6 protein-coding genes are annotated in these 21,697 nt (G+C 71.7%); all 6 read right to left on the bottom strand.

Annotated elements, in window-relative coordinates; genetic code table 11:
- Positions 1-269: 269 nt before the first annotated feature.
- Genes ACV7NO_RS17030 through ACV7NO_RS17055 form a run of 6 tightly spaced genes read right to left on the bottom strand, consistent with a single transcriptional unit; the run spans position 270 to position 21,677 of the window.
- Positions 270-3,362 (bottom strand): efflux RND transporter permease subunit, encoded by a 3,093-nt coding sequence (locus ACV7NO_RS17030; RefSeq protein WP_463407138.1) that lies wholly within the window; start codon positions 3,360-3,362, stop codon positions 270-272.
- Positions 3,362-4,498, bottom strand: a complete 1,137-nt coding sequence (locus ACV7NO_RS17035; RefSeq protein ID WP_463407139.1) for an efflux RND transporter periplasmic adaptor subunit — start codon at positions 4,496-4,498, stop codon at positions 3,362-3,364. The genes ACV7NO_RS17030 and ACV7NO_RS17035 overlap by 1 nt, the downstream gene beginning before the upstream one ends.
- Positions 4,495-5,961 (bottom strand): TolC family protein, encoded by a 1,467-nt coding sequence (locus ACV7NO_RS17040; protein ID WP_463407140.1) that lies wholly within the window; start codon positions 5,959-5,961, stop codon positions 4,495-4,497. The genes ACV7NO_RS17035 and ACV7NO_RS17040 overlap by 4 nt, the downstream gene beginning before the upstream one ends.
- Positions 5,961-12,857, bottom strand: coding sequence for an amino acid adenylation domain-containing protein (locus tag ACV7NO_RS17045; protein ID WP_463407141.1), 6,897 nt, complete (start codon positions 12,855-12,857; stop codon positions 5,961-5,963). The genes ACV7NO_RS17040 and ACV7NO_RS17045 overlap by 1 nt, the downstream gene beginning before the upstream one ends.
- Positions 12,854-14,218: an MATE family efflux transporter gene (locus tag ACV7NO_RS17050; protein WP_463407142.1), complete on the bottom strand. Its 1,365-nt coding sequence runs from the start codon at positions 14,216-14,218 to the stop codon at positions 12,854-12,856. Before ACV7NO_RS17050 ends, ACV7NO_RS17045 begins: the two co-directional genes overlap by 4 nt.
- The gene (locus ACV7NO_RS17055; RefSeq protein ID WP_463407143.1) at positions 14,208-21,677 is read right to left on the bottom strand and encodes an SDR family NAD(P)-dependent oxidoreductase; all 7,470 of its coding nucleotides are present in this window, start codon (positions 21,675-21,677) and stop codon (positions 14,208-14,210) included. Before ACV7NO_RS17055 ends, ACV7NO_RS17050 begins: the two co-directional genes overlap by 11 nt.
- Positions 21,678-21,697 lie beyond the last annotated feature (20 nt).

Here is a 21,697-nt window from a genome sequence, read left to right on the forward strand (position 1 = left end):
GTGGTGGACACGCGTCGGCGCAGTCCTGATCGGCACGACCGACGGGCTCTGGGTGGTGCGGCCAGCACTTATGCTGATGCTGTCAGTCTAACGCGAAATCGCTTCTACACGATGCGGATCGATGCCGCGCTCGAACAGCAGATCCTCGACGTTCCGCAATCACAGCGGGAAGCGCACGTACATAATCACCATCAGGGGATCACTTCAGGCGACGAGTTGAAGTAGCCGATGGGACTGGCAGGCTTGCGCGGGCGGGGCATCCCCGCCCCCTACCCGCCCTCCCCCGACGAGCGATGCATTCGGTCTGACAATGCCAGACGGCGCGCACGCCCCCCGGCCAGCAGCAGATAGACGACCGGCACGATCACCAGCGACACCAGCGTCGAGGTCGCCAGCCCCCCGATGACGCAGATCGCCATCGGCTGGCGGAACTCGGCACCCTGCCCCAGCGCCAGCGCGGCGGGAACCATGCCCGCCGCCATCGCCACGGTGGTCATCACGATCGGGCGTGCGCGCTCGTGGCATGCGGTGACGATCGCGTTCCGTGCGGTGTCGCCGTCGCGTTCGCGCTGCATGGCGTGATCGACGATCAGGATCGAGTTTTTCGCGGCCAGCCCGATCAGCATCAGGATCCCGATCAGCGACGGCAGGTTGAGCGCGAAGCCCCCCGCCAGCAGCGCCAGGAACGCGCCCGTCAGCGCGGGCGGCAGCGCGCACAGGATCACCACCGGCCGCGACAGGTTGCCGAACAGCAGCACCAGCAGGATGTACAGCAGCCCGATCGCGGTCAAGAAGACGAGCGCGAGCGAGGTGAACAGCTGTTCCATCGCGCGCTGGTTGCCCAGCGCCGCGGTTTCCACCCCGGCGGGCAGCGCGCGCATCGCCGGCAAGCCGCGGATCGCCGCGGTGGCGTCGCCGAACTCCGTGCCCGGCCCCAGATCCGCCTCGATCGCGATCTGGCGGCGCTGGTCCATGCGCGTGATCTTGGGCGGCGCGGCGGCGAAGTCGAGCGTCGCGACCGCACCCAGCGTCGTCGTGCCGCCGGTGCCCGTCGGGATGCGCAGGTTGCGCAGCTGGTCCAGGTCCTGCCGGTCGGCATCGGGGAAGCGGAGGCGGATGTTCACCTGATCTGCGCCATCGGCCAGCTTGGCCAGATTGCGGTCGATGTCGCCCATCGTCGCGACGCGCGCGATCGCCGCCAGCGTGTCCGCGCTGATGCCCAGCCGCGCCATCGTGTCGCGATCCGGCCGAATCACGATCTCGGGCGCGCCGGGCGGGGACGACAGGCGCGGATCCTCGACGCCGGGCAGGCGCTTCATCTCGCTCAGCACGCGCGCGGCGGCCGCCTCCAGCACCGCAGGATCGTCGCCGGTCAGCACGGTCACCAGATCGGGTCCGGCGGTATCGCCCAGGAAGTTGACCCGCGCGTCGGGCAGCGTACGCAGCCGCGCGCGCAACCGGTCGCGGAACGCGGTGGCGCTGGTCGTGCGGTCGGCGCGGAACACCACGGTCAGCGTCGCGTCGCGCAGGTCGGGCAGGCCGCGATCGCCGCCCGCGCCGCCGCCGATCTTGGAACCGACCTGCGCGAACACGCTCGCCACCTCGGGTTCGGCGCGGAACAGCGCGGTCGCCGTGCCGACCGCGCGGTCCATCTCGACCGCGGAGGCGCCCGGCGCGCCCTGCACCTTGACATAGATATGGTCGGGGTTGCCCGCCGGCTGGAACCCGGTCGACAACAGCGGCACGATCGCCGCCGTGCCCGCCAGCATCGCGACGCACGCCGCGACCGTCCACCACGGCGCGCGCAGCGCGCGATCGAGGATGCGGGCATAGGCGCGCGAGCGCGGCGGCGCGGCATGGACACGGCCCGCGCGCAGGAACCGTGCCGCCATCAGCGGGGTCAGCAGCCGCGCGACCGCCAGCGAGAACAGCACCGCGATCGACACCGCGATCCCGAATTCGTGGAAGAACCGCCCCGGCACCCCGGCCATGAACGACACCGGCAGGAAGACCACGACGATCGCCAGCGTCGTCGCCACCACCGCCAGCCCGATCGCGTTCGCGCCATCGATCGCGGCCTCGCGCGGCGGCATCCCCGCCTGCAGGCGCTTCTCGATATTCTCGATCTCGACGATCGCATCGTCGACGAGAATGCCGATCACCAGCGTCAGCGCGAGCAGCGTGACGATGTTGAGACTGAACCCCAGCAGCGCCATCGCCGCGAAGGTGGGGACCAGCGAGGCGGGCATGGCGATCGCCGCGATCGCGGTGGCGCGCCAGTCGCGCAGGAACAGCCACACCGCAAGGCTGGTCAGGACCAGCCCCTCCAGCAGCGCCTTCAGCGTCGCGTCATAGCTCGCGCGCGTCTCGTCGACGGTCGAGAAGATGCGCTGGAATTGCAGGTCGCGGTGCGTGGCGCCCAGCGCGGCCACGGCCTTGGTCACGCCGTCCTCGACCGCGAGTTCGCTCGCCTCGCGGGTGCGCGCGATCTGGAAGCCGATCGCGGGCGCGCCGTTCAGCCGCGCGAAGCTGCGCGTCTCGGCCGCACCGTCGCCGATTTCCGCGACGTCGCCCAGCCGCACGACGCGGCCGTCGCCGGTGGGGATCGTCATCGCGCGCAGGTCGTCGACGCCGATCGCGGCATTGGCCAGCCGCATCGCCTGTTCGCGCCCGCCGACCTGCGCCAGCCCGGCGGGATCGTCGCGGCTGAACCGGCGCAATGCCTCGTTCAGCTGCGGCACCGTCAGCCCCAGCGCGGTCATCCGCGCCGGATCCGCGATCACGTTGATCTCGCGCGCGACGCCGCCGACGCGCGTCACCTTCGACACACCGGGCACGCGCTGGATCGCGGCGACCACATCGTCGTCGATCAGCGTCGACAGCGCCCCGATCGAACGTCGTGACGAGGTGACGGCATAGCTCAGGATCGGGATGTCCTCGATCTCCACCTGCCGGACGATCGGCGGATCGGTGCCCGCGGGCAGGCGGGTGCGGACCTGCTCGATCTGGGTCCTGATCCGGTCGGTCGCCTCGCGCAGGTCCTGCCCCAGGTCGAACTGGACGACCGTGGTCGACACGCCCTGTGCAACCGTGGAGACCACGATCTCGACACGCGGCAGCCCCGCCACCGCCTGTTCGATCGGGCGGGTTACGGTGGTTTCCATCTCTCCTGCCGCGGTGCCCGGCTGGACGACCGTCACCGATACGGCGGGGAAGTTGATGTCGGGATAGCGCTTCACCGGCAGCGTCGCGAACGCGATCGCGCCCGCGATCGCCAGGACCACGAACAGCAGCACGACGGGCAACGGGTTCGCCACCGCCCAGGTCGACAGGCGGAACGATCGGCTGGCCGCGCGCGGCATCACCGGCCCGCGAACACCGGGGTCACCGTGTCGCCGTCCGCGACGAACGCGGCAGAGGCGGCGAGGATCGGGGTGCCCGGCGGTGGCCCGTCGACCAGCGTGACATACCCCCCGCCGCGCGATCCGGTGCGGACCGCAACCCGGCGGACGCGGTCGCCCGCCCCCAGCACCATCACGCTCGCGCCGCCGGTGTCATACTGGACCGCGGCCTCGGGCACGGCGCTGGCGGCGCGGCCGGCCCCCTCGAACCGCGCGGACCCGCTCGCGCCGGGGCGCAGTTCGGGCCAGGGCGCACCGGCCGGCGGGGTCAGCCGCAGGCGAACATTGCCCTGCGCGGACTGCCGGTCGATCCGGGTGCCGAGCGAGGCCACGCGCCCGTCGAGCGCGGCGCCGTCCGCCAGCGTCACCGCCGCGGGCATGCCGACGCGCAGTTGCGCCAGCCGGTTTTCGGGCACCTGCACCTGCAATTCGATCGTGCCGCCGGGCACGATCGTAAACATCGGCTGCGGCGCTCCGGTGATGTCGCCCACCCGCACGTTGCGCTCGATCACGCGCCCGCCGACCGGCGCGCGCACCAGCAGCCGCGCCGCGCGCGCCTGGAGATCGCGCATCTGCGCTTCCTGCACGCGCAGCGCCCCGGTCGCGCCATCGGCCTTGAACCGCCGCGCCTGCACCGTCTCCGCGGACAGCACCCCCGCGCCCGCCATCGGCTTCGCGCGCGCGGCTTCCGCCTCCGCCTGCCGCACCGCGATGCGCTGCTGCGCGATCACCGCGGACTGCTGCGCGATCTGCGATCGGATCAGCGTATCGTCCAGCACCACCAACACCTGCCCGGCCGCGACGAACGCGCCCTCGTCGGCCAGCACGCGCTTCACCACGATGCCGGGCACGTCGCTGGTCGCCGCGAAGATCTGGCGGGGCACGAGGATTCCGGGCGCGCTCAGCCCGATATCGCCGGTCCGCGTCTCGACGCGCGTCACGCGGACGCTGCGCGGCACCGCCGCGTCGGCCTCGGCCGGCTTTTCAGGTGTCGCGGCGGGCACGCTGCACGTCGATACGCCCAGCAGGATCGCGGGCAGCCACCATCTCGACGGCGGCGGTTTGCGCTTGTAGCGATAGATGACGATCGAGGTCATGATCCGCAGCCCCGCCCCTGTGCACAGACCATGCCGTCGTCCCAGCCCCCGCCCAGCGCCTTGAACGCCTGGACCGAACGGCGCAGCACCAGCACGCGCGACCGGACCAGATCGATCTCGGCGGACTGCCATTGTCGTCGCGCGGCGAACGCCACGTCGGGATCGAGCACGCCCGCCGCCTCGCCGGTCCGCATCGTCCGGTAATAGGCCTGCGCGTCACGCTCGTTGTCCGCGACGCCGTCGAGCTGGCGATGATCCGACACCAGCCGCGCCAGCACGACATCGGCCTCGCCATAGGCGGTCTGGACCGATTTCTCATAGTCGCCGATCGACTGCGCCACGCGCGCGTCGCTGGCGCGCAGCTCGGCCATCAGGCGTCCACGGTCGAGGATCGGCATCAGCATCCCGATCCCCAGCGACCAGAAGCTGGTGGCGAAGCTGTTGTTCGTCCTCACACGCTGTTCGATCCCGACCCCGGGCGACAGCGAGAAGGTAGGGAACAGATCGAGCTTGGCCAGCGCGCGGTTGCCGAGCGCGGCGGTCACCGCGCTGCGCGCCGCCATCACGTCGGGCCGGCGCTTCAACAGGTCGCCCGGGGCCGTGCGCGGCACCGGCGGCGCATCGGGCAGCGCGGGTTCGATCACGAGATCGGCCAGAGGCGCGGTGCCGCGGCCCACCAGCACCAGCAACTGGCGACGCGCGACGTCGAGTTCGGTCGAGAGCGCATCGGCCTGCAACGATGCCGCGCGCAGCCGCGCGCGCGCGGGCAGCCGCTCGCCAGTGGGGGCAAGGCCGCGCACGATCCGCCGTTCCAGCAGGTTCGCAACGCTACGCTCGGTGTCGAGCGCCGTGCGCGCGCGGGCGAGTTCGACCGCGACGCCGCGGGCCGCGAACAGCGCGTCGGCGACCGCGGCGGCAAGGCTGGCGCGCGAGGCCGCGGCCTGCAACTGCGCGGAATAGAGCCGCGATCGCGCGACGACGGCTGTCGCGCCGCGTCGACCGAACACGTCCACTTCCCAGCTGACGTCGAAGCTGGAATTGAGGGTCCCGGTCGTGCCCGTCTGCACCAGCGGAACGTCGACCGGCAGGTTGGGCAGGTTGATGTCGCCGCTCAACTGGCGGACGTTGCGGGCGCCGGCATTGGCGGCCAGCCCGCCCTGCGGATCGAACCGGCGCAGCGCACGCGACATCGTCGCGTCCGCCTCCGCGACGCGCGCCTGCACCGTCTTCAGATCGGGCGAATCGTGCAGCGCGCCCGCGATCAGCGTATCGAGCTGTGAATCGCGGAACGCGCGCCACCACTCGGTCAGCATCGCGCTATCCGCGCCGTCGTCGCCCGCATCCGCGGTGAACGCCGCGGGCACCTTCGTCGCCAGCGGCGGCGGCGGCGCGACGCGGACGCATCCTGCCAGCAGGGCCGCCATGGCCGCGGCCATGCCCGCGCTGATCGTTCCTGTCCGCATCACGCCGCCTCTACCTGCGGCAGCGTGTAATCCCGGTTAATGCCGCCCTCACGAAGATGGTACGCGATCAGGTCCGCCTTGTCGGTGTCGAGCATCGCGTAATGCCCGCACGATACCGGCGCGACCGCGGGCGCATGATCGGCCAGCGCATGCCAGAAGGCCTCGCGCGCGATGTCGCGACCGTCGCCATCGGCGCGCAGATACACCAGCGACCGCACGCGCCCGGCGGGGCGGTAGCGCCCGGCGAGCGCGATGCCGTTGGCGACCAGGCGGGCCAGATGGCCGTCGGGAATGTCGGCGGGCGCGACGATCGCCCCGCCCTCCCCGCACCGGTCGGTGTCGAGCATCGCGAGCGTCCCGATCGCCTCCCCAGCCGCGATCAGCGCGACCGCCATCGCATGCGCGACGAGGCCGCCGAACGAATGGCCGAGCAGGTGATAGGGACCGGTCGGCTGGACCGCGCGGATCGCCGCGACATAGTCCGCCGCCATCGCCTCGACGCTGTCGGGCAGGTCGGCGGGGCCGTCGAACCCGGCGGCCTGAAGACCGTACACGACGCGTCCCGGCATCAGTGCGCGGGCGAGCGCGGCATAGCCGAACACGCCGCCGCCGATCGGGTGGACGCAGAACAGCGGCGGGCCTTCGCCGGGCTGGATCGGCACCAGCGGGCCGGTGCTGTCCACGATCCCGTCCGCCAGTGCGGCGCAAAGGGTCGCGACGGTCTGGTGGCGGAAGATCAGGCTGACGGCCACGTCCCGGCCGCTGTCCGCACCGATCGCCGCGATCAGCCGCAGCGCCGCCAGCGAATGGCCACCGAGCGCGAAGAAATTGTCGTGGACGCCGACGCGTTCCACCCCCAGCGTTTCGACCCAGCGCGCCGCCATCGTCGCCTCAGCGTCATTGCGGGGCGCGACGAACGTCCCCGCATCCGCCTCCACGGGGATCGCGGGAAGCCGCGCCACGTCGAGCTTGGCGTGCGCGGTGAATGGGATCGCATCCAGGAAGCGATAGCCGCGCGGCACCATCGCCTCCGGCAACCGCGCCTTCAGATACGCGATCAAACCCGCCGGCGCAGGCAGATCCTCCGCGCCCGGTTCGCCGACCAGATAGGCGAGCAACCGCTGTGGGCCGTCGTCGCGGCTGATGACGACCGCGGCGGCGGCGATCGCGGGATGCGCGCACAGCGCCGCCTCGATCTCGCCGGGCTCGATACGGAATCCGCGCAGCTTGATCTGCTGGTCGATCCGCCCGCCGAATTCCAGGACGCCCTCCGCCGTCCAGCGGCCGAGGTCGCCGGTGCGGTAGAGTCGCCGTCCGTCGCGCTCGACGAATCGTTCCGCGGTCAGATCGGCGCGCCCCAGATACCCGGCCGCCAGCGCCGGCCCGCCGATATGGATCTCGCCCGTCACGCCGATCCCGGCGACGTCGCCCAGCGGCGTCAACACCGACACCGCATAGCCCGGCAGCGGCCGCCCCATCGGCAGGCCCGCGCCGGTTTCCGCGCCCGTCGCGCGGTGGCAGACCGCGTCGATGCACGTCTCGGTCGGGCCGTACATGTTGAACAGCTCGACGCCGGGCAGCCGCGTCTGCAACCGGGCGGCCAGCGCGACCGGGAACGGCTCGCCCCCCAGCATCACGCGCTTGAGCGCCAGCCCCGGCGGCGCGGCGTCGATCACCGCCGCCATATAGGCGGGGCCGCTGTTGATATGCGTGATCCGCGCGTCGGCGACCAGTCGCCAGAATGCCGCCGGGGCCATCGTCGCCAGCTCGTCGGCGATCACGATGGTGGCTCCACTCAGCAACGGGGTGACGAGCTGGCCGACGCTGACGTCGGAGCTGACGCTGAACGTCGCCAGCACGCGGTCGCCCGACACGATCGGGTCATGCGCCAGCCGCGCGCGCGCCAGATGCGCCAGCCCGCCGTGCGACATGGCGACGCATTTGGGCGCGCCGGTCGATCCCGATGTAAAGATGCCATAGGCGATCGTCGCCGGTTCCGGCGGCGTCTCCGCGACGAAACATGGGGCGACGAAACGCGGACCATCGACCAGATCCTCGATCGCGATCGACGTGGCGACCGGGGGCAACCGCGCCGCGGTGTCGCGCGCGACGACCGCGACGCGCACCTCCGCCGCCGCGACCGCCGCCGCCAGCCGGGCGGGCGGATGATCGGGCATCAGCGGCAGATAGATCCCGCCCGCCTTCATCACCCCCAGCGCCGCGACCGACAGGTCCACCGATCGCGGCAGCATCGTCGCCACCGCGACGCCCGGCCCGACGCCCTGCGCGGCCAGCGCGGTGGCGAGCGCATCCGATCGTGCATCCAGTTCGGCATAGGTCAGCGCGGTGCCGCGGTGCATCACCGCAACCGCATCGGGCGTCGCTGCGCATTGCGCCGCGAACAGCGCGGGGATCGTCGCGGCCGGGATCGGGGCCGTCGCATCCTCGCTCCAGCGCGCGATCGTCGCGCGTTCGTCGTCCCCGATCGCCGCCACCGCGCCCAGCGGCTGCGCCGGATCGGCCAGCGCGGCGTCGAGCAGCGCGACCAGCCGGTCCGCCAGCCGCGCGATCGTGGTCGCATCGAACAGGTCGGCGGCATAGCTGATCTCGCCCGCGATCCCGTCCGCGCCCTCGTTCAGCGACAGCGTCAGGTCGAACCGCGCGGGTGCGCTGGGCAGGGCCACCGGCTCCAGCCGCGCATCGCCCAGCGCGAGCGCGCCGGCGGGCGTGTTCTGCAGAACGAACATCACCTGGAACAGCGGGTGATGCGCCGGGTCGCGCGGCGGGCGCAGCGCCTCGACCAGCTTTTCGAACGGCACGTCCTGATGCGCGTGGATGTCGAGCATCCGGTCGCGCAGCGCGTCGACCAGCACGGCGAACCCGTCGCCCATGTCGATCGTCGCCCGCACCGGCAGCATGTTGACGAAGAACCCGACCAGCGGCTCCAGCCGCGCATCGGTGCGCCCCGCCATCGCAGTGCCGATGACCACGTCGTGCTGCCCGCTCCACCGCGCCAGCGTCGCGCTCCAGCCCGCCAGCAGCACTGTGAACAGGCTCGCGCGCCGATCGCGCGCGAATGCCGCGATCCGCCCGGCCAGCGCCGGCGGCAACGCAACCGGGTGGAGCCCGCCGCGGTGCGTCTCCACCGCCGGGCGCGGACGATCGGTGGGCAGCGCGAGCAGCGTCGGCGCCTCCGCCAGCGCGCGCTTCCAGAACGCCAGCTGCCGCTCCATCTCGGCGCCGTCCAGCAGCACGCGCTGCCACAGCGCGTAATCGGCATAGTCGACGTCCAGCGGCGGCAGCGCATCGCCCTGCCCGGCATGGAATGCACCCAGTTCGCCGAGCAGCACGCCCATCGACCAGCCATCGGCGACGATGTGGTGGATCGTAAGCACCGCCAGATACCGGTCGTCGCCCAGCCGCAGCAGCGTGAAGCGGCACAGCGGCGCGGTGCCGAGATCGAACGGCCGCATCGCCGCCGCGAACGCACGCGCCTGCACGTCGTGCGGCGACGCGCCGGTCATGTCCTCGACGTCGAACGGCATCGCGGCGGGGGGATCGATGGATTGGACGGGAACGCCGCCATCGTCGGCGAACCGGGTGCGCAGCGAGGGGTGCCGCGCGATCACGGCATCCAGCGCCCGGCCGAGCCGCGCGGGGTCGATCGCGCCGTCGATGCGGAACAGCATCGGGATGTTGTACAGCGGCGAACCCGGCATCATCCGGTCGGTGAACCACAGCCGCTCCTGCGCGAAGGACAATGGCAGCGCGGCGGGGCGTGCCGCGACATGGACCAGCGGCGGACGCCCGGCATCCGCGGCACCCGCCGCATCGAGCCGCGCGGCAAAGGCGGCGACGCCCGGCGCCTCGAACAGCGCGCGGATCGGCACCGTCATCGCGTGGCGCTCACGCAATCGCGCCGCCATCTGGGTCGCGAGCAGCGAATCGCCGCCCAGCCGGAAGAAGTCGTCCTCGCGCCCGACCGCATCGACGCCGAGAAGCTCGGCGAACAGCCCGGCGACGACGATCTCGGTCGGCGTTTCGGGCGGACTGCCCGCGATCGCTTCTCGCGCCGGATCGGGCAGCGCGCCCGCATCGAGCTTGCCGTTCGCGGTCAGCGGCAACGCGGGCAGCGCGACGATCGCGGCGGGCACCATGTAACCGGGCAGGGTGGCCGACAGGTGCCGCGCAAGCGTCGCCGGATCGACCGCCACGTCCGTCACCACATAGCCGATCAGGCGCAGCAGCCCGCGCGCATCGGGCCGCGCGATCACCGCCGCCTGCCGCACCGCCGGGTGCGCGAGCAGGGCCGCCGCGATCTCGCCGGTTTCGACGCGGTGACCGCGGATCTTCACCTGCCCGTCGACGCGGCCGAGGAACGCGACCGTGCCGTCCTCCTGCCATGCGGCGAGATCGCCGGTGCGATAGAGGCGGCCATGGTCGGTCTCGACGAACCGCGCCGCGGTCAGCGACGGATCGTTGAGATAGCCGGTCGCAAGGCCGGGGCCTCCGATATGCAGTTCGCCGCTGCGGCCGATGCCGACGGTCCCGCCACGATCGTCGAGGATATGAAAGACGTAGTTGGGCAGCGGCCGCCCGATCGGCAGCACCGCGCACGCCGGGTCCAGATCCGCGGGAACAGGAAAGGCGCTGGCGTCGATACAGGCCTCGGTCGGTCCGTACATGTTGACGACCGGCGTATCGTTCAGCCGCGCACGCAACCGGCGGGCGAGTGCCGGCGACAGCGGCTCGCCGCCCAGCATCAGCCGGGTCAGCCGCGCATCGGCGGGCGCTTCGGCCAACATCGCCTCGAGGAAGGACGGCACGCTGTTGACGTGGGTGACACGGTTGTCGCTCAGGAACGCCCAGAACCCCGCCGCCGCCATCCCGCGCAGATCGGGCGCGACGACGATCGCGGCACCGCGCAGCAGCGGCAGCAGCAGCTGACCGATCGATACGTCGAAGCCGACCGAGATCGCCGCGAGCACGCGGTCGCCGGGGCCGAGAGGATCGTGATCCTGCCGCGCGACGTCGAGATTGACCAGCGCGCGGTGCGGCACCACCACGCCCTTGGGCACCCCCGTCGATCCCGAGGTGAAGATGACATAGGCGGGGTCGGCCGCCGTGCGCGGCGACGGCAGTTCGGCGACCGCGCCATCGTCATCGTCGATGTGGAGACGGACCGTGTCGGCGGGCAGGCAAATGTCCGGCCCTGGGCGAGTAATCGTGATCCGCGCGTCGGCGGCGGCCAGCGTGGCGGCGATGCGGGCGGGTGGGTGGCCTGTATCGATCGGCAGATAGACTCCGCCCGCGCGGACGATGCCGAGGATCGCGACGACGCTGCCCGCCGAGCGATCGATCGCGACAGCCACGACCTGGCCAGGGGCGACGCCCGCCGCGACCAGCCGCATCGCAAGGCGCGTGGCCCGCGTATCCAACGTGGCATAGTCGATTGCGTCGTCGCCATCGATCACGGCGATGGCATCCCGCGATTCGGCGACGCGCGCGGCGAAGGCGTCGAACGCGGTGCCGGCGGGCACGGCCACGCGCGGGCCATGGCCGAACGCGGCGATCCGTTGCGCCTCGCCGGTGGCCAGCGGGGATATCGCCGACAGTTTCGTGGCCGGGCGTTCGCAAAACCGCCGCACGATCGCATCGAAACGCTCGGCGATCCGCGTGACCTCCGCCCCGTCGAGCGCGGCGGGATCGAAGCCGAACGCCACCGTGACACCGCCATCGCCGGTTTCGCGCATGTAGAAGGACAGCGGCGTCGTCTCGCGCTTGTCGAGCGGCTTTCGCGTGATCGGCACCCCCGCCAGCGACGGCTCGATGCCGTCGCCCAGCCACGGCATGATCGTCACCGCGACATCGAACAGGTGGGCACGCTCCTGTGCCGCAAGCCCCAGTTCGCGACCGATTGCATCGATCGGCAGGCGCGCGTGGCGCAGGTCGGCGTCGATCCCGGCGGCGATGGTCTTCACCGTCTCGCCCAGAGTCGCGGCGGAGGGGGCGGGACAACGCACCGGGATCACCCGCGCGAACATGCCGACGCTGTTCAGCATCGCCGGCTCGCGCCCGTGCAGCGCCATCCCGATCGCCAGATCGTCGCGACCGCTGCGGCGCGCCACCGCGATCCCAGCCAGCGCGACCAGCGCGCGATGCGGGGTCGTCCCCACGCCCCGCGCCGCGGCCGCGATCGCGGCATAACGATCCGCGGCGATGACGAGCGGCGACGGCCCCTCGCCGCTGGTGGCCGGCGCGGCGCGATCGTCGAACGCCAGTTGCGGCAGCGGCGCCATCCGTGCGCGCCAGTATTGGAGGTCGGCGGTCATCGCCGGCGAAACCGCATAGCTCTGGTCGTCGGCCAGCCCGGCCAACATGCTCGACGGCGCGAGCGGCGCGCGCGAGGTCGTGCGCCCCGCGATCCGATCGTAACGCGCGGTCCACGCCCCTTCCAGCATCGCCACGGACACCCCGTCGCACACCAGGTGATGCGCCGCGAGGACGACGCACCAGTCGTCCGCCGCCAGCCGGATCGCCTCCACCCGGAACAGCGGCACGTCGCCCAGCGCGAAGCCGCGTCGCATCCCCGCCACCAGATGCGCGTCGAGCGCGGCGGGATCGTCCAGTTCGGTCAGCACGAACGCGGCGGCGGCGGCGGGCGCGATCCGCTGGCGCGGCGCATCCGCATCGATCCGCAGCCGCAATGCGTCATGATCCTCGATCAGCGCGACGGTCGCCGCGCGCATCGTCGCCGGATCGAGCGGCGCGCGCACACGCAGCACGCAGCCCACCTGATAGACGCTCGGATCGTCCAGCAGCGCGGCATCGAGCCACACGCCGTGCTGCGCGAGGCCCAGCGGATACCAGTCGTGATCGGTACGGACAGGGGTCAAATCGGCCTCGTATCGGCAAGGGGCAGGCCGGTCGATGGCGTCGACCGGAACAGCGGCGCCGCACGCAGCGCCAGCAGCGCAAGGCGCAGCACGCTGGTCGTCAGGATCGCGATCACCATCCCCGCGATCCCGCGGTCGAGCGCGAAGGCCGCCAGCGCGGCGAGCGGCGGGGTCAGCGCCATCGTCGCGATCTGGATCGCGGCGGGGATCGTCACGTCGCGCGCGCCGCGCTGCGCCGCGAGCAGGAACAGCCCCATGCCGTCCAGCCACAGCACCGCGCCGCTCATCGGCAGCAACGCCGCCAGCATCGCGCGCATCGCGGGGTCGCCCGAATAAAGCGATGCGACCGCGCTGGCGCCGCCGATCAGCGCCAGCGCGGGCAGCGCCAGCCACAGCGCCAGCAACGCGGCGTCGCGACGCACGCGCCGCTGCTCGCCACGCGCCACGCGCAGCGTCGCGGCATCGCCATAACCGCCCGCCACCAGCATGAACGGCAGGTTCAATATCCAGCACGAGCAATAGGCGGCCAACGCCAGCGCACCGTGCCACCCCGCCATGATCGTCAGCACGATGCCGAAGACGTGCATCGACGCCGCGGTGCCCGCGATCGTGCCGCCGATCCGCCATTGTTCGCGTCCGCCCCGTTCGATCAGCGCCGGACGCCGCGCGACCGGTTCGCCCCACGCCCGCGCCTCGCGCATCACCAGCGCCACCAGCATCGCACACAACAGGACGCGCACGCCCAGCGTCACCAGCGCGGAGCCGACCGCCCCCATCGCGGGCACCCCCCACCCGCCGGCGATGAACAGCGGGTTGAACGCCAGGTTGACGAGGTTGGCGACAACCACCGCCGCCGCCACGACCGGCGCGCGCTTCATCCCCTCCAGCAGCACCGCGCTCGCCACCGCGATCAGCGCGAACGGCGCACCCGCGCCGTGAATCGCCACCACCCGGCCCGCCGCCGCCGCCAGCACAGGGGGCTGTCCGGCCAGCGCGAACAGCGCTCCCGACGCCACCGCAAGCAGCAGACACAGCGCGCCCAGCACCAGCGCCGCGACGCAGGCGCGCCGCCAGATCGCCAGCGCGGCGGCGCGGTTGCCCATCATCTGCACGAACCCCAGCAACGGCAGCGCGCCGACGAGGAACGCGACGCAAATGTCCAGGACGCGCCCGAAGCTCCCCTCCGCCAGCGCCGCCGCCGACAGGTCCGCCGAGCCGTGCCGCGCGAGCATGACCATGTCGACGATCCCCATCGTCGCGAGCCCCGCGCGCGAGATGATGAGCGGGGCGGTTTCCGACAGGAAGGTCAGCCGCGCGACGATCCCGCGCGGGCGCCCGCCGACGCCCGGTTCAGGCGGCATCGGCGAGCGCCGCAGGGGCCTCCGCCGCCGGGCCCCTGACACGGAAGCTGCGCATCGCGACGTTGACGACGCCCAGCACGGTGCCCGCCTGGATCATCTGCATCACCGACACCGGGCGGCCGATCTCCTGCTCCAGCGATTCCGCCAGTTCGACCGCCATCAGCGAATCGAGCCCCAGTTCGGCCAGCGCGCGATCCGCCTCGATCTGCGCCGCGGTCGAGCCGACGACGCGCGCGACCTGTTCGCGCACCACCGTCATCAGCAGGTCGAACCGCTCGTCCTCGTCCGCCGCCTCCAGCACGCCCGCCATCGATCCGCCGCCGACCATGCCGACGTTGATCCCCTGCGGCACCAGCCGTTCGAACCGCGGCGTGCGCGCCAGCGCCAGCGACTGGCCGAGCCGCAGCAGGTTGAACTGCGCCACCGCGACCCGCGTCGCATCCACCGCGAGCATCCGGCCCAGATCCTCCAGTGCCACCGCGAACGGCGTCGCGCCCATGCCCGCACGGCTCGACAACATCTCCTCGACCTGCGCATTGCGGGTCAGGAAGCCCGCGCCCTTGATCGCGCCCCAGCCGATCGACAGCGCGGGCAGCCCCGCCGCCCGCCGCAACTGCGCCAGCGCGTCGAGGAACAGGTTGGCGCCGACATAGGCGGCCTGCCCCGGATTGCCGACGACCGCGCTGGACGACGAATACAGCACGAACTGCTCGATCGGATCCGCCAGCGACGCGACGTGCAGGTTCCATGCGCCCTGCATCTTGGCGGCCATCACGCGGTGCATCAGGTCGCGGTCGATCATGATGATCGGCGCGTCCTCGATCACCGCCGCCGCATGGACGATGCCGCGGATCGCCGGCATCGCCGCGCGGATGTCCGCAAAGGCCGCCGTCACCGCGGCGCCATCGGTCACGTCGAGCGCGATCGGTTTCACCGTCACGCCCATCGCGGCCAGCGTCGCGATGCCGTCCCGCGCCTCGTCGGTCGCATCGCCGCGCCGGCTGAACAGCGCGAGGTGCTTGGCGCCCCGTTCCGCCAGCCAGATCGCGGTGGCGAGGCCGAAACCGCCGAGGCCGCCCGACACGACATAGGTCGCATCGTCGCGCAGCCGCACGCCGTCGATCGGCACCACCGCCGGGGTCGCATCATGGTCGATCGTGACCACCAGCTTGCCGACGTGGCGCGACTGCTGCATCGCGCGGAACGCCTCGTGCGCCCGCGCGATCGGGGTAGCGAGATAGGGCAGCGGGCGCAGCGCGCCGCTCGCCAGATGCGTCGATACCTCGGCAAAGACGCGCGCGCCCAGATCGGGGCGCTCGACCAGCAGCGTGTCGGCGTCGATCCCGAAATAGCTGAGATTCTGACGGAACGGACGAAGCCCGATGCGGCTGTTGGCGTACAGGTCGCGCTTGCCGATCTCGAGGAAGCGACCGAAGGGCTTCAGCAACTGCAACCCCTTGGTGATCGCCTCGCCCGCCAGCGAATTGAGCACGACGTCGACGCCCTTGCCGCCGGTCAGCCGCATCACCTCGTCCGCGAAGGCGAGCGAGCGCGAATGCAGGACGTGGTCCGCCCCCATGTCGCGCACCAGCCGCTGCTTGTCGTCGGCACCGGCGGTCGCGAAGACCGTCGCGCCCTTCATCTTGGCGATCTGGATCGCGGCCAGCCCGACGCCGCCGGCGGCACCGTGGATCAGGATCGATTCGCCAGGCTCCAGCCGCGCGAGATGGTCGAGCGCGTACCAGGCGGTGACGAACGTCGTCGGGATCGTCGCGCCCGCCGCCAGCGCGATGCCGTCGGCCAGTTTCGCGACGCCCAGCGCCGCGGTCGTCACATGCGTGGCGAAGGTGGAGGACGCGAAGGCGACGACGCGGTCGCCCGCGGCGATATGGGTCACGCCCGAGCCGACGCGCTCGACGATGCCGGAACATTCCATGCCGATCGTGGCGCCGGAAAAGCCGTGCTCGACCGCCTCCTCGGGCAGCATCCCCATCGCCCACAACACGTCGCGGAAGTTGAGGCCGGCGGCGGCAATGCGGATTTCCACCTCGCCCGCGTCCGGCGCACGACGTGCGATCTCGCGCAGGTGGAGCGAATCGAGCCCGCCCTGCGCCAGCGTGTCGAGACGGTATGCCGCGACCGGCGTCGGCGACGGTGCGATCCGCGCCTGTTCGGCATGCCCCGTCTCGCGGACGCGCGCGACATAGCGCATGCCCGATACCAGCTGCACCTCGGGTTCGTCGCCGGTGGTCAGCAGCGCGCGGGCGACATCCTGCGCGGCGGCCACGTCGTCGGGTTCGGCATGCACGTCGATCAGGCGGCAGTGCAGGCTGCCGACCTCGTTCGCCATCACCCGCCCGATGCCCGCGGCGGTCGCCTGGAACGGATCGATCGGCCCGTCCGTCACGCCCGCCAGCGCACCGCGCGTCACGATGCGCATCTGCGGCTGGAAATCGACGTCGTCGGGATGGTCGGCGATATGCGTCTCGACGGCTTTGGTCAGCGCGATCAGGCTGAACGCGCGCGTGTCCTGATAGCGGAGCATCGCGTCCAGATCGGCGGCATCGCTACGGTGCGCCCAGCCGGCGAGGTGGACGAAGGCGTCGGGGCGTTCTTCGGCGACCAGCGCGGCCATCGTCGCCTCGTCCAGCGCGCACGGGTCGATCACCCGCACCGACGGCGCGACGCCGCCCGCGCCCAGTGCCGAAACCAGCGCGTCGAGAAACGGCGTACCGATTTCCGCCGCGGATACGATCAGCGTGCGGCGCAGCGTGTCGGTCGGCATGTCGGGCAGGACGACGTCGGCCGCCGCGTCGCGCCGCGCGACGACCAGATCGGGACCGAACGGCGACACCTCGGCCACCACCTGCTGCCCGCCGAACGGCAGGTGGGCGGCATCGGCGGCGGGGGCCGCCTCCACGGGACCGTGGAGCAGCGTCGTCAGGCGATTGGCGCGCGGGTGCAGTGCGATCAGCACGCCGCCCGGCGCCAGATGCCGCGCCAGGTCGGCGGGATCCTCGGCCGATCCGGCGACGACCACGTCGAACCCGCGATCCGCCACCAGCGCCTCGTCATACACGGCCGCACGGAAATGCATCTCGCCGCCGAACCGGTACTGCGCGCGCGCGACCAGCGCCTCGGACGGATCGGTGAACAGATAATCGCCGCGCACCGGAGGCAATACGGGCAGCAGCGCCGCTGCGAGTCCACCGGTCCCGCCGCCGATCTCCAGCACGCGGATGCCGCGCCCTTCGGGCCACGACGCGACGACGCGCGCGAGGACGTCGGCGGCGGCGCGGTTGGCGGCGGCGCGACTCGGCGCACCATCCTCCAGCGCCTCGACCATCGCGACGCTTCCGTCGCCTTCGCCTCGCAGCGTCGCAACCAGCGCGGCACCGGCGCGACTGATCGCCACCAGCTCGGCGACCCATGACGGGTGGTCGAGCATCAGCGATCGCAGCGTCGCGCCGGCATCGGTTTCGTCATTGTCGGCAGCCCAGTGGAACCGCCCGCTCGCCTCGTCGCGCACCAGCGCGCCATCGGCCTGCGCCATCGCGACCAGCGCGCGCAGCAGCGGCTTGCGGTCCTCCTCCACATCCCCGGCCAGCGCAAGGCCCGCGATGGTGAAGCCGTCGTCCGCCCCAGTGCCTGTATCGTCGAGCGCGCGCAGCGCCAGGGCCGCATGCGCGCCGATCAGCCGGTCGATCCCCGCCACCAGCGCAGGATCGGTCGCATCGGTTCCGATCGCGCCGACCAGCGTGTCGAGGTCGGGCAGCGCGAGCGCCTGCGACAGGCGCGGCAGCCAGGTCAGGTCCGGGCGCCAGTCCTCGGCGGTGCGGGTCAGCGCGACCGCGCCGAATTCCACCTTCTGGAACCGCGCGCCGAACATCTGCATCAGCACCGTGCCCTCGGCATCGGTCACGTCGATGTCGGCCACCCCGGATCGCTCGCTCTCGCGGCGCAGCGTGACGCGGCAGAACACGCGCGCGGGGATCGGCGCGAACGATCGGATGCGGTCCACCTGCACCGGAATCGTCGCGCAGGCCCGCGCGTCGTTCTGCCCGATCAGCGTGATAAGCACCTGAAGACAGCCATCGACGATCGACGGATGCGAGTGATTGTCGGCCAGGTCGGCCTCGCCCAGCCAGTCGAGCGCGATCTCGCCCAGCGCCATCCGCGTGCGCGCGTCGGGCGCGGTCAGCGCGATCGAACGAACGCCCTGGAAGGTCGAGCCATAGCGCAGCCCGCGGCGGTCGCAGCCGGCATAGTGATCCGCGGCGTCGACCGCGACCGGCAGCGCGATACGCAGCGCATCCAGATCGATCGTCCCCGCTTGCGCGCCGTCGACCTTCGACAGGCGGCCCTTGCAATGGACGGTATAGTCGGTCGCGAAGATGTCGCTGCGCGAGCGGATCACGATCGATCCGTCGGCGGCGTCCAGCGTCGTTTCCAGCACCGGTTCGCTGTCGGTCGGCAGGACCAGCGGGCGCAGGATCTCGAACGTCTCGATATCGATCCGGTCGCTGCCCATCGTCAGCCGGCCCGCGGCCAGGCTGACCTCGATATAGCCCGCCGCGGGGAACACCGCGGCATCCTGGATCACATGGTCGCGCAGATGCGGTTGCAGCGTCGGCTGGATCGCGTTGGTCCACAGCCCCTCGGCGGTGCGCGACCGCGCGCCGAGCAGGACATGATCGCGCACGCTGACCGGCACGGCATCGGGCAGTTCCGCGCCGCCGCGCCAGTGGCGCTGGCGCTGCCACGACACGGTCGGCAGCGACAGCGTCCGGTCGACCACGGGAAACAGCGTTTCGACATTGCCCGCGCCTGCCGCGTACACACCGGTGATCGCGGTCTTCAGCGTCGGCATCTCGGGCGCGGGCTTGCGCTCCGACGGGCGGCGCAGCGTCGTGCGCGCGTCGACGCCTGCGATCCCCGCGGCCTTGGCGACCTGAAGGATATAGTCCTTGAGCACCGGATGCGGGCCGACCTCGATCAGCGTCGTGATCCCCAGATCCTCGATCACCGCACGTGCGGCGGCATCGAACGCGACCGGGCAGCGGATGTTGCGCCACCAGTAATCGGCATCCAGCGCGGCGCCTTCGATCACCGCGCCGGTCACGGTCGATACCATCGGCACCGTCGTGGCACCGGGGGCCAGACCGTGCAGCGCCGTGCGCAGAGGCGCTTCGATCGGATCCATCGCGCGGGTGTGGAAGGCATAGTCGAGCGCGAGGATGCGGACGAACCGGTCCTTCGCGGTCAGGCGTTCCTCCAAAATCTTCAGCGCCGCCTCGTCACCCGCGACCGTCACCGCACGCGGCGAATTGACCGCGGCGATCTCGATCCAGCCGTCGATATCGGCGATCTCGCGCTCCGCCTCGGCGGGGGACAGGCCGATCGCGGCCATCTTGCCCGCACCGCGCGTCGTCGCCTGCTGCTGGCTGCGGTGATAGATCACGGTCGTCGCCTGTTCGAGCGTCAGCGCCCCTGACGCCCAGGCCGCCGCCGCCTCGCCCACGCTGTGGCCGAACACCGCGGCGGGCGCGATGCCCACCAGCGCGAGCACGCGGCACAGCGCCACCTGCTGCGCGAACAGCATCGGCTGCGCGATCTCGGTCAGCGCGATGTCGGTCGCGGCTTCGTCGCGCGCCATCCGCTCGATCAGCGACCATCCGGCGAGCGGCGCGAACACCGCATCGACCTCCTCGATCGCGGCGCGGAACGGCGGACATTCGGCCAGCAATTCGCGCCCCATGCCCCACCATTGCGGGCCATTGCCCGAAAACACGAACGCGATCGGCGCGCCCCCCGCCGCGGCGAGCCCGCGACCGCGCGCGGCGCTCGACAGATCGGGCGTCTCACCCGCGCGGAACGCGATCAGCTGCGCGCGCGCATCCGCCGCATCGTCCGCCCACAGGACGAGCCGGTGCGCGTGCAGCGCGCGCATCCGCGCCACGCCGACCTTCGCCTGGTTCCAACCGGCGGCGTCGAGGCCGTCGAGACGGTCGATCCACGCCGCGGCCTGCGCGTCGAGCGCGGCAGCCGACTGCCCCGACAGGATGAACAGCGGATTCCACGCTTCGTCGGGCGCGATGTCACCGGCGGCGGCGAGAAGCGGGGCCGTCGCGTGATATTCCTCGAGGATCAGATGCGCATTGGTGCCGCCGAACCCGAACGAATTGATCCCGAAGCACAACGGCGTCGCGCTGTCGGGCAGCGGCGTGACGGTATCGACGACCTGCAGCTTCCAGTCGTCGAACGCGATCTTGGGATTGGGGGTGTGGAAATGCAGGTTCCCGGGCAGTGCGCGATGCTTGATCGACAGCAGCACCTTGGTGAGGCCCGCGATCCCCGCGCCCGATTCCAGATGGCCGATGTTCGACTTGATCGACCCGATTCGGCAAACGTCGCCGTCGCCGGTGCGCGGCGCGCCCAGCACCCGACCGATCGCGCCACATTCGATCGGGTCACCCGCCGCGGTGCCAGTGCCGTGCGCCTCGACATAGAAGACGTCGTCCGCCGCGACGCCGCTCTCGCCATAGACCTGCCGCAGCAATGCCTCCTGCGCCGCGCCGTTGGGCAGCGCCATGCCCATCGTCCGCCCGTCCGAATTGACCCCGGTCGCGCGGATCACCGCCAGGATCGGATCGCCGTCACGCTCGGCATCCGCCAGCCGCTTGAGCAGGATCAGCCCCCCGCCCTCGGCGCGGACATAGCCCTTGCCGTCGGCATCGAAGCTCTTGCAGCGGCCATCGGGCGACAGCATCGACGCGCGTGCAAAACCGATGAAGGGGCGGTGGCTGGCGAGGATGTTGATCCCGCCCGCCAGTGCCGCCTCCGCCTCGCCGGATGCCAACGCGCGGCAGGCCTGGTGAATCGCGACCATCGACGACGAACATGCGGTGTCGATCGCCATGCTCGGTCCGTGGAAATCGAAGACATAGGAGATGCGGTTGGCCGCGATCGACAGCGCGCTGCCGATGTTGGTGTACGCATCGGGCACCTCGTCTTGCGCCAGGTTGGCGTAATCGTTGCCGGAGATGCCGACGAAGACGCCCGTCGCGCTGCCCGCCAGTGCGGCAGGGACGATGCCCGCGCTCTCGAACGCCTCCCATGCCAGTTCCAGCAGCAGGCGATGTTGCGGATCGATCTGCTTGGCCTCGCGCGGGGTGATGCCGAAGAAGTCCGCATCGAACATGTCGATCCGATCGAGGAAACCGCCCGCTTTGGTATAGATGCGCGTCCCGTTGGAGGTGCCGGCGACATGATGGCCGATGTCCCAACGCACGCCGTCGACTTCGCCGACCGCGTCGAGCCGATTGACCAAGTTGCGCCACAGCGTGTCGAGGTCGGGCGCCTTGGGATAGCGGCCAGACAGGCCCACGATCGCGATCGGCGCCACCATCGTCCGGCTGGCTTCGTCGGCGGAGGGAAAGCGATAGTCTTGAACGGTCACGGGCGGCCCCAGATTCAGGA

This window comes from Sphingomonas sp. Ell38C01 (assembly GCF_055231975.1).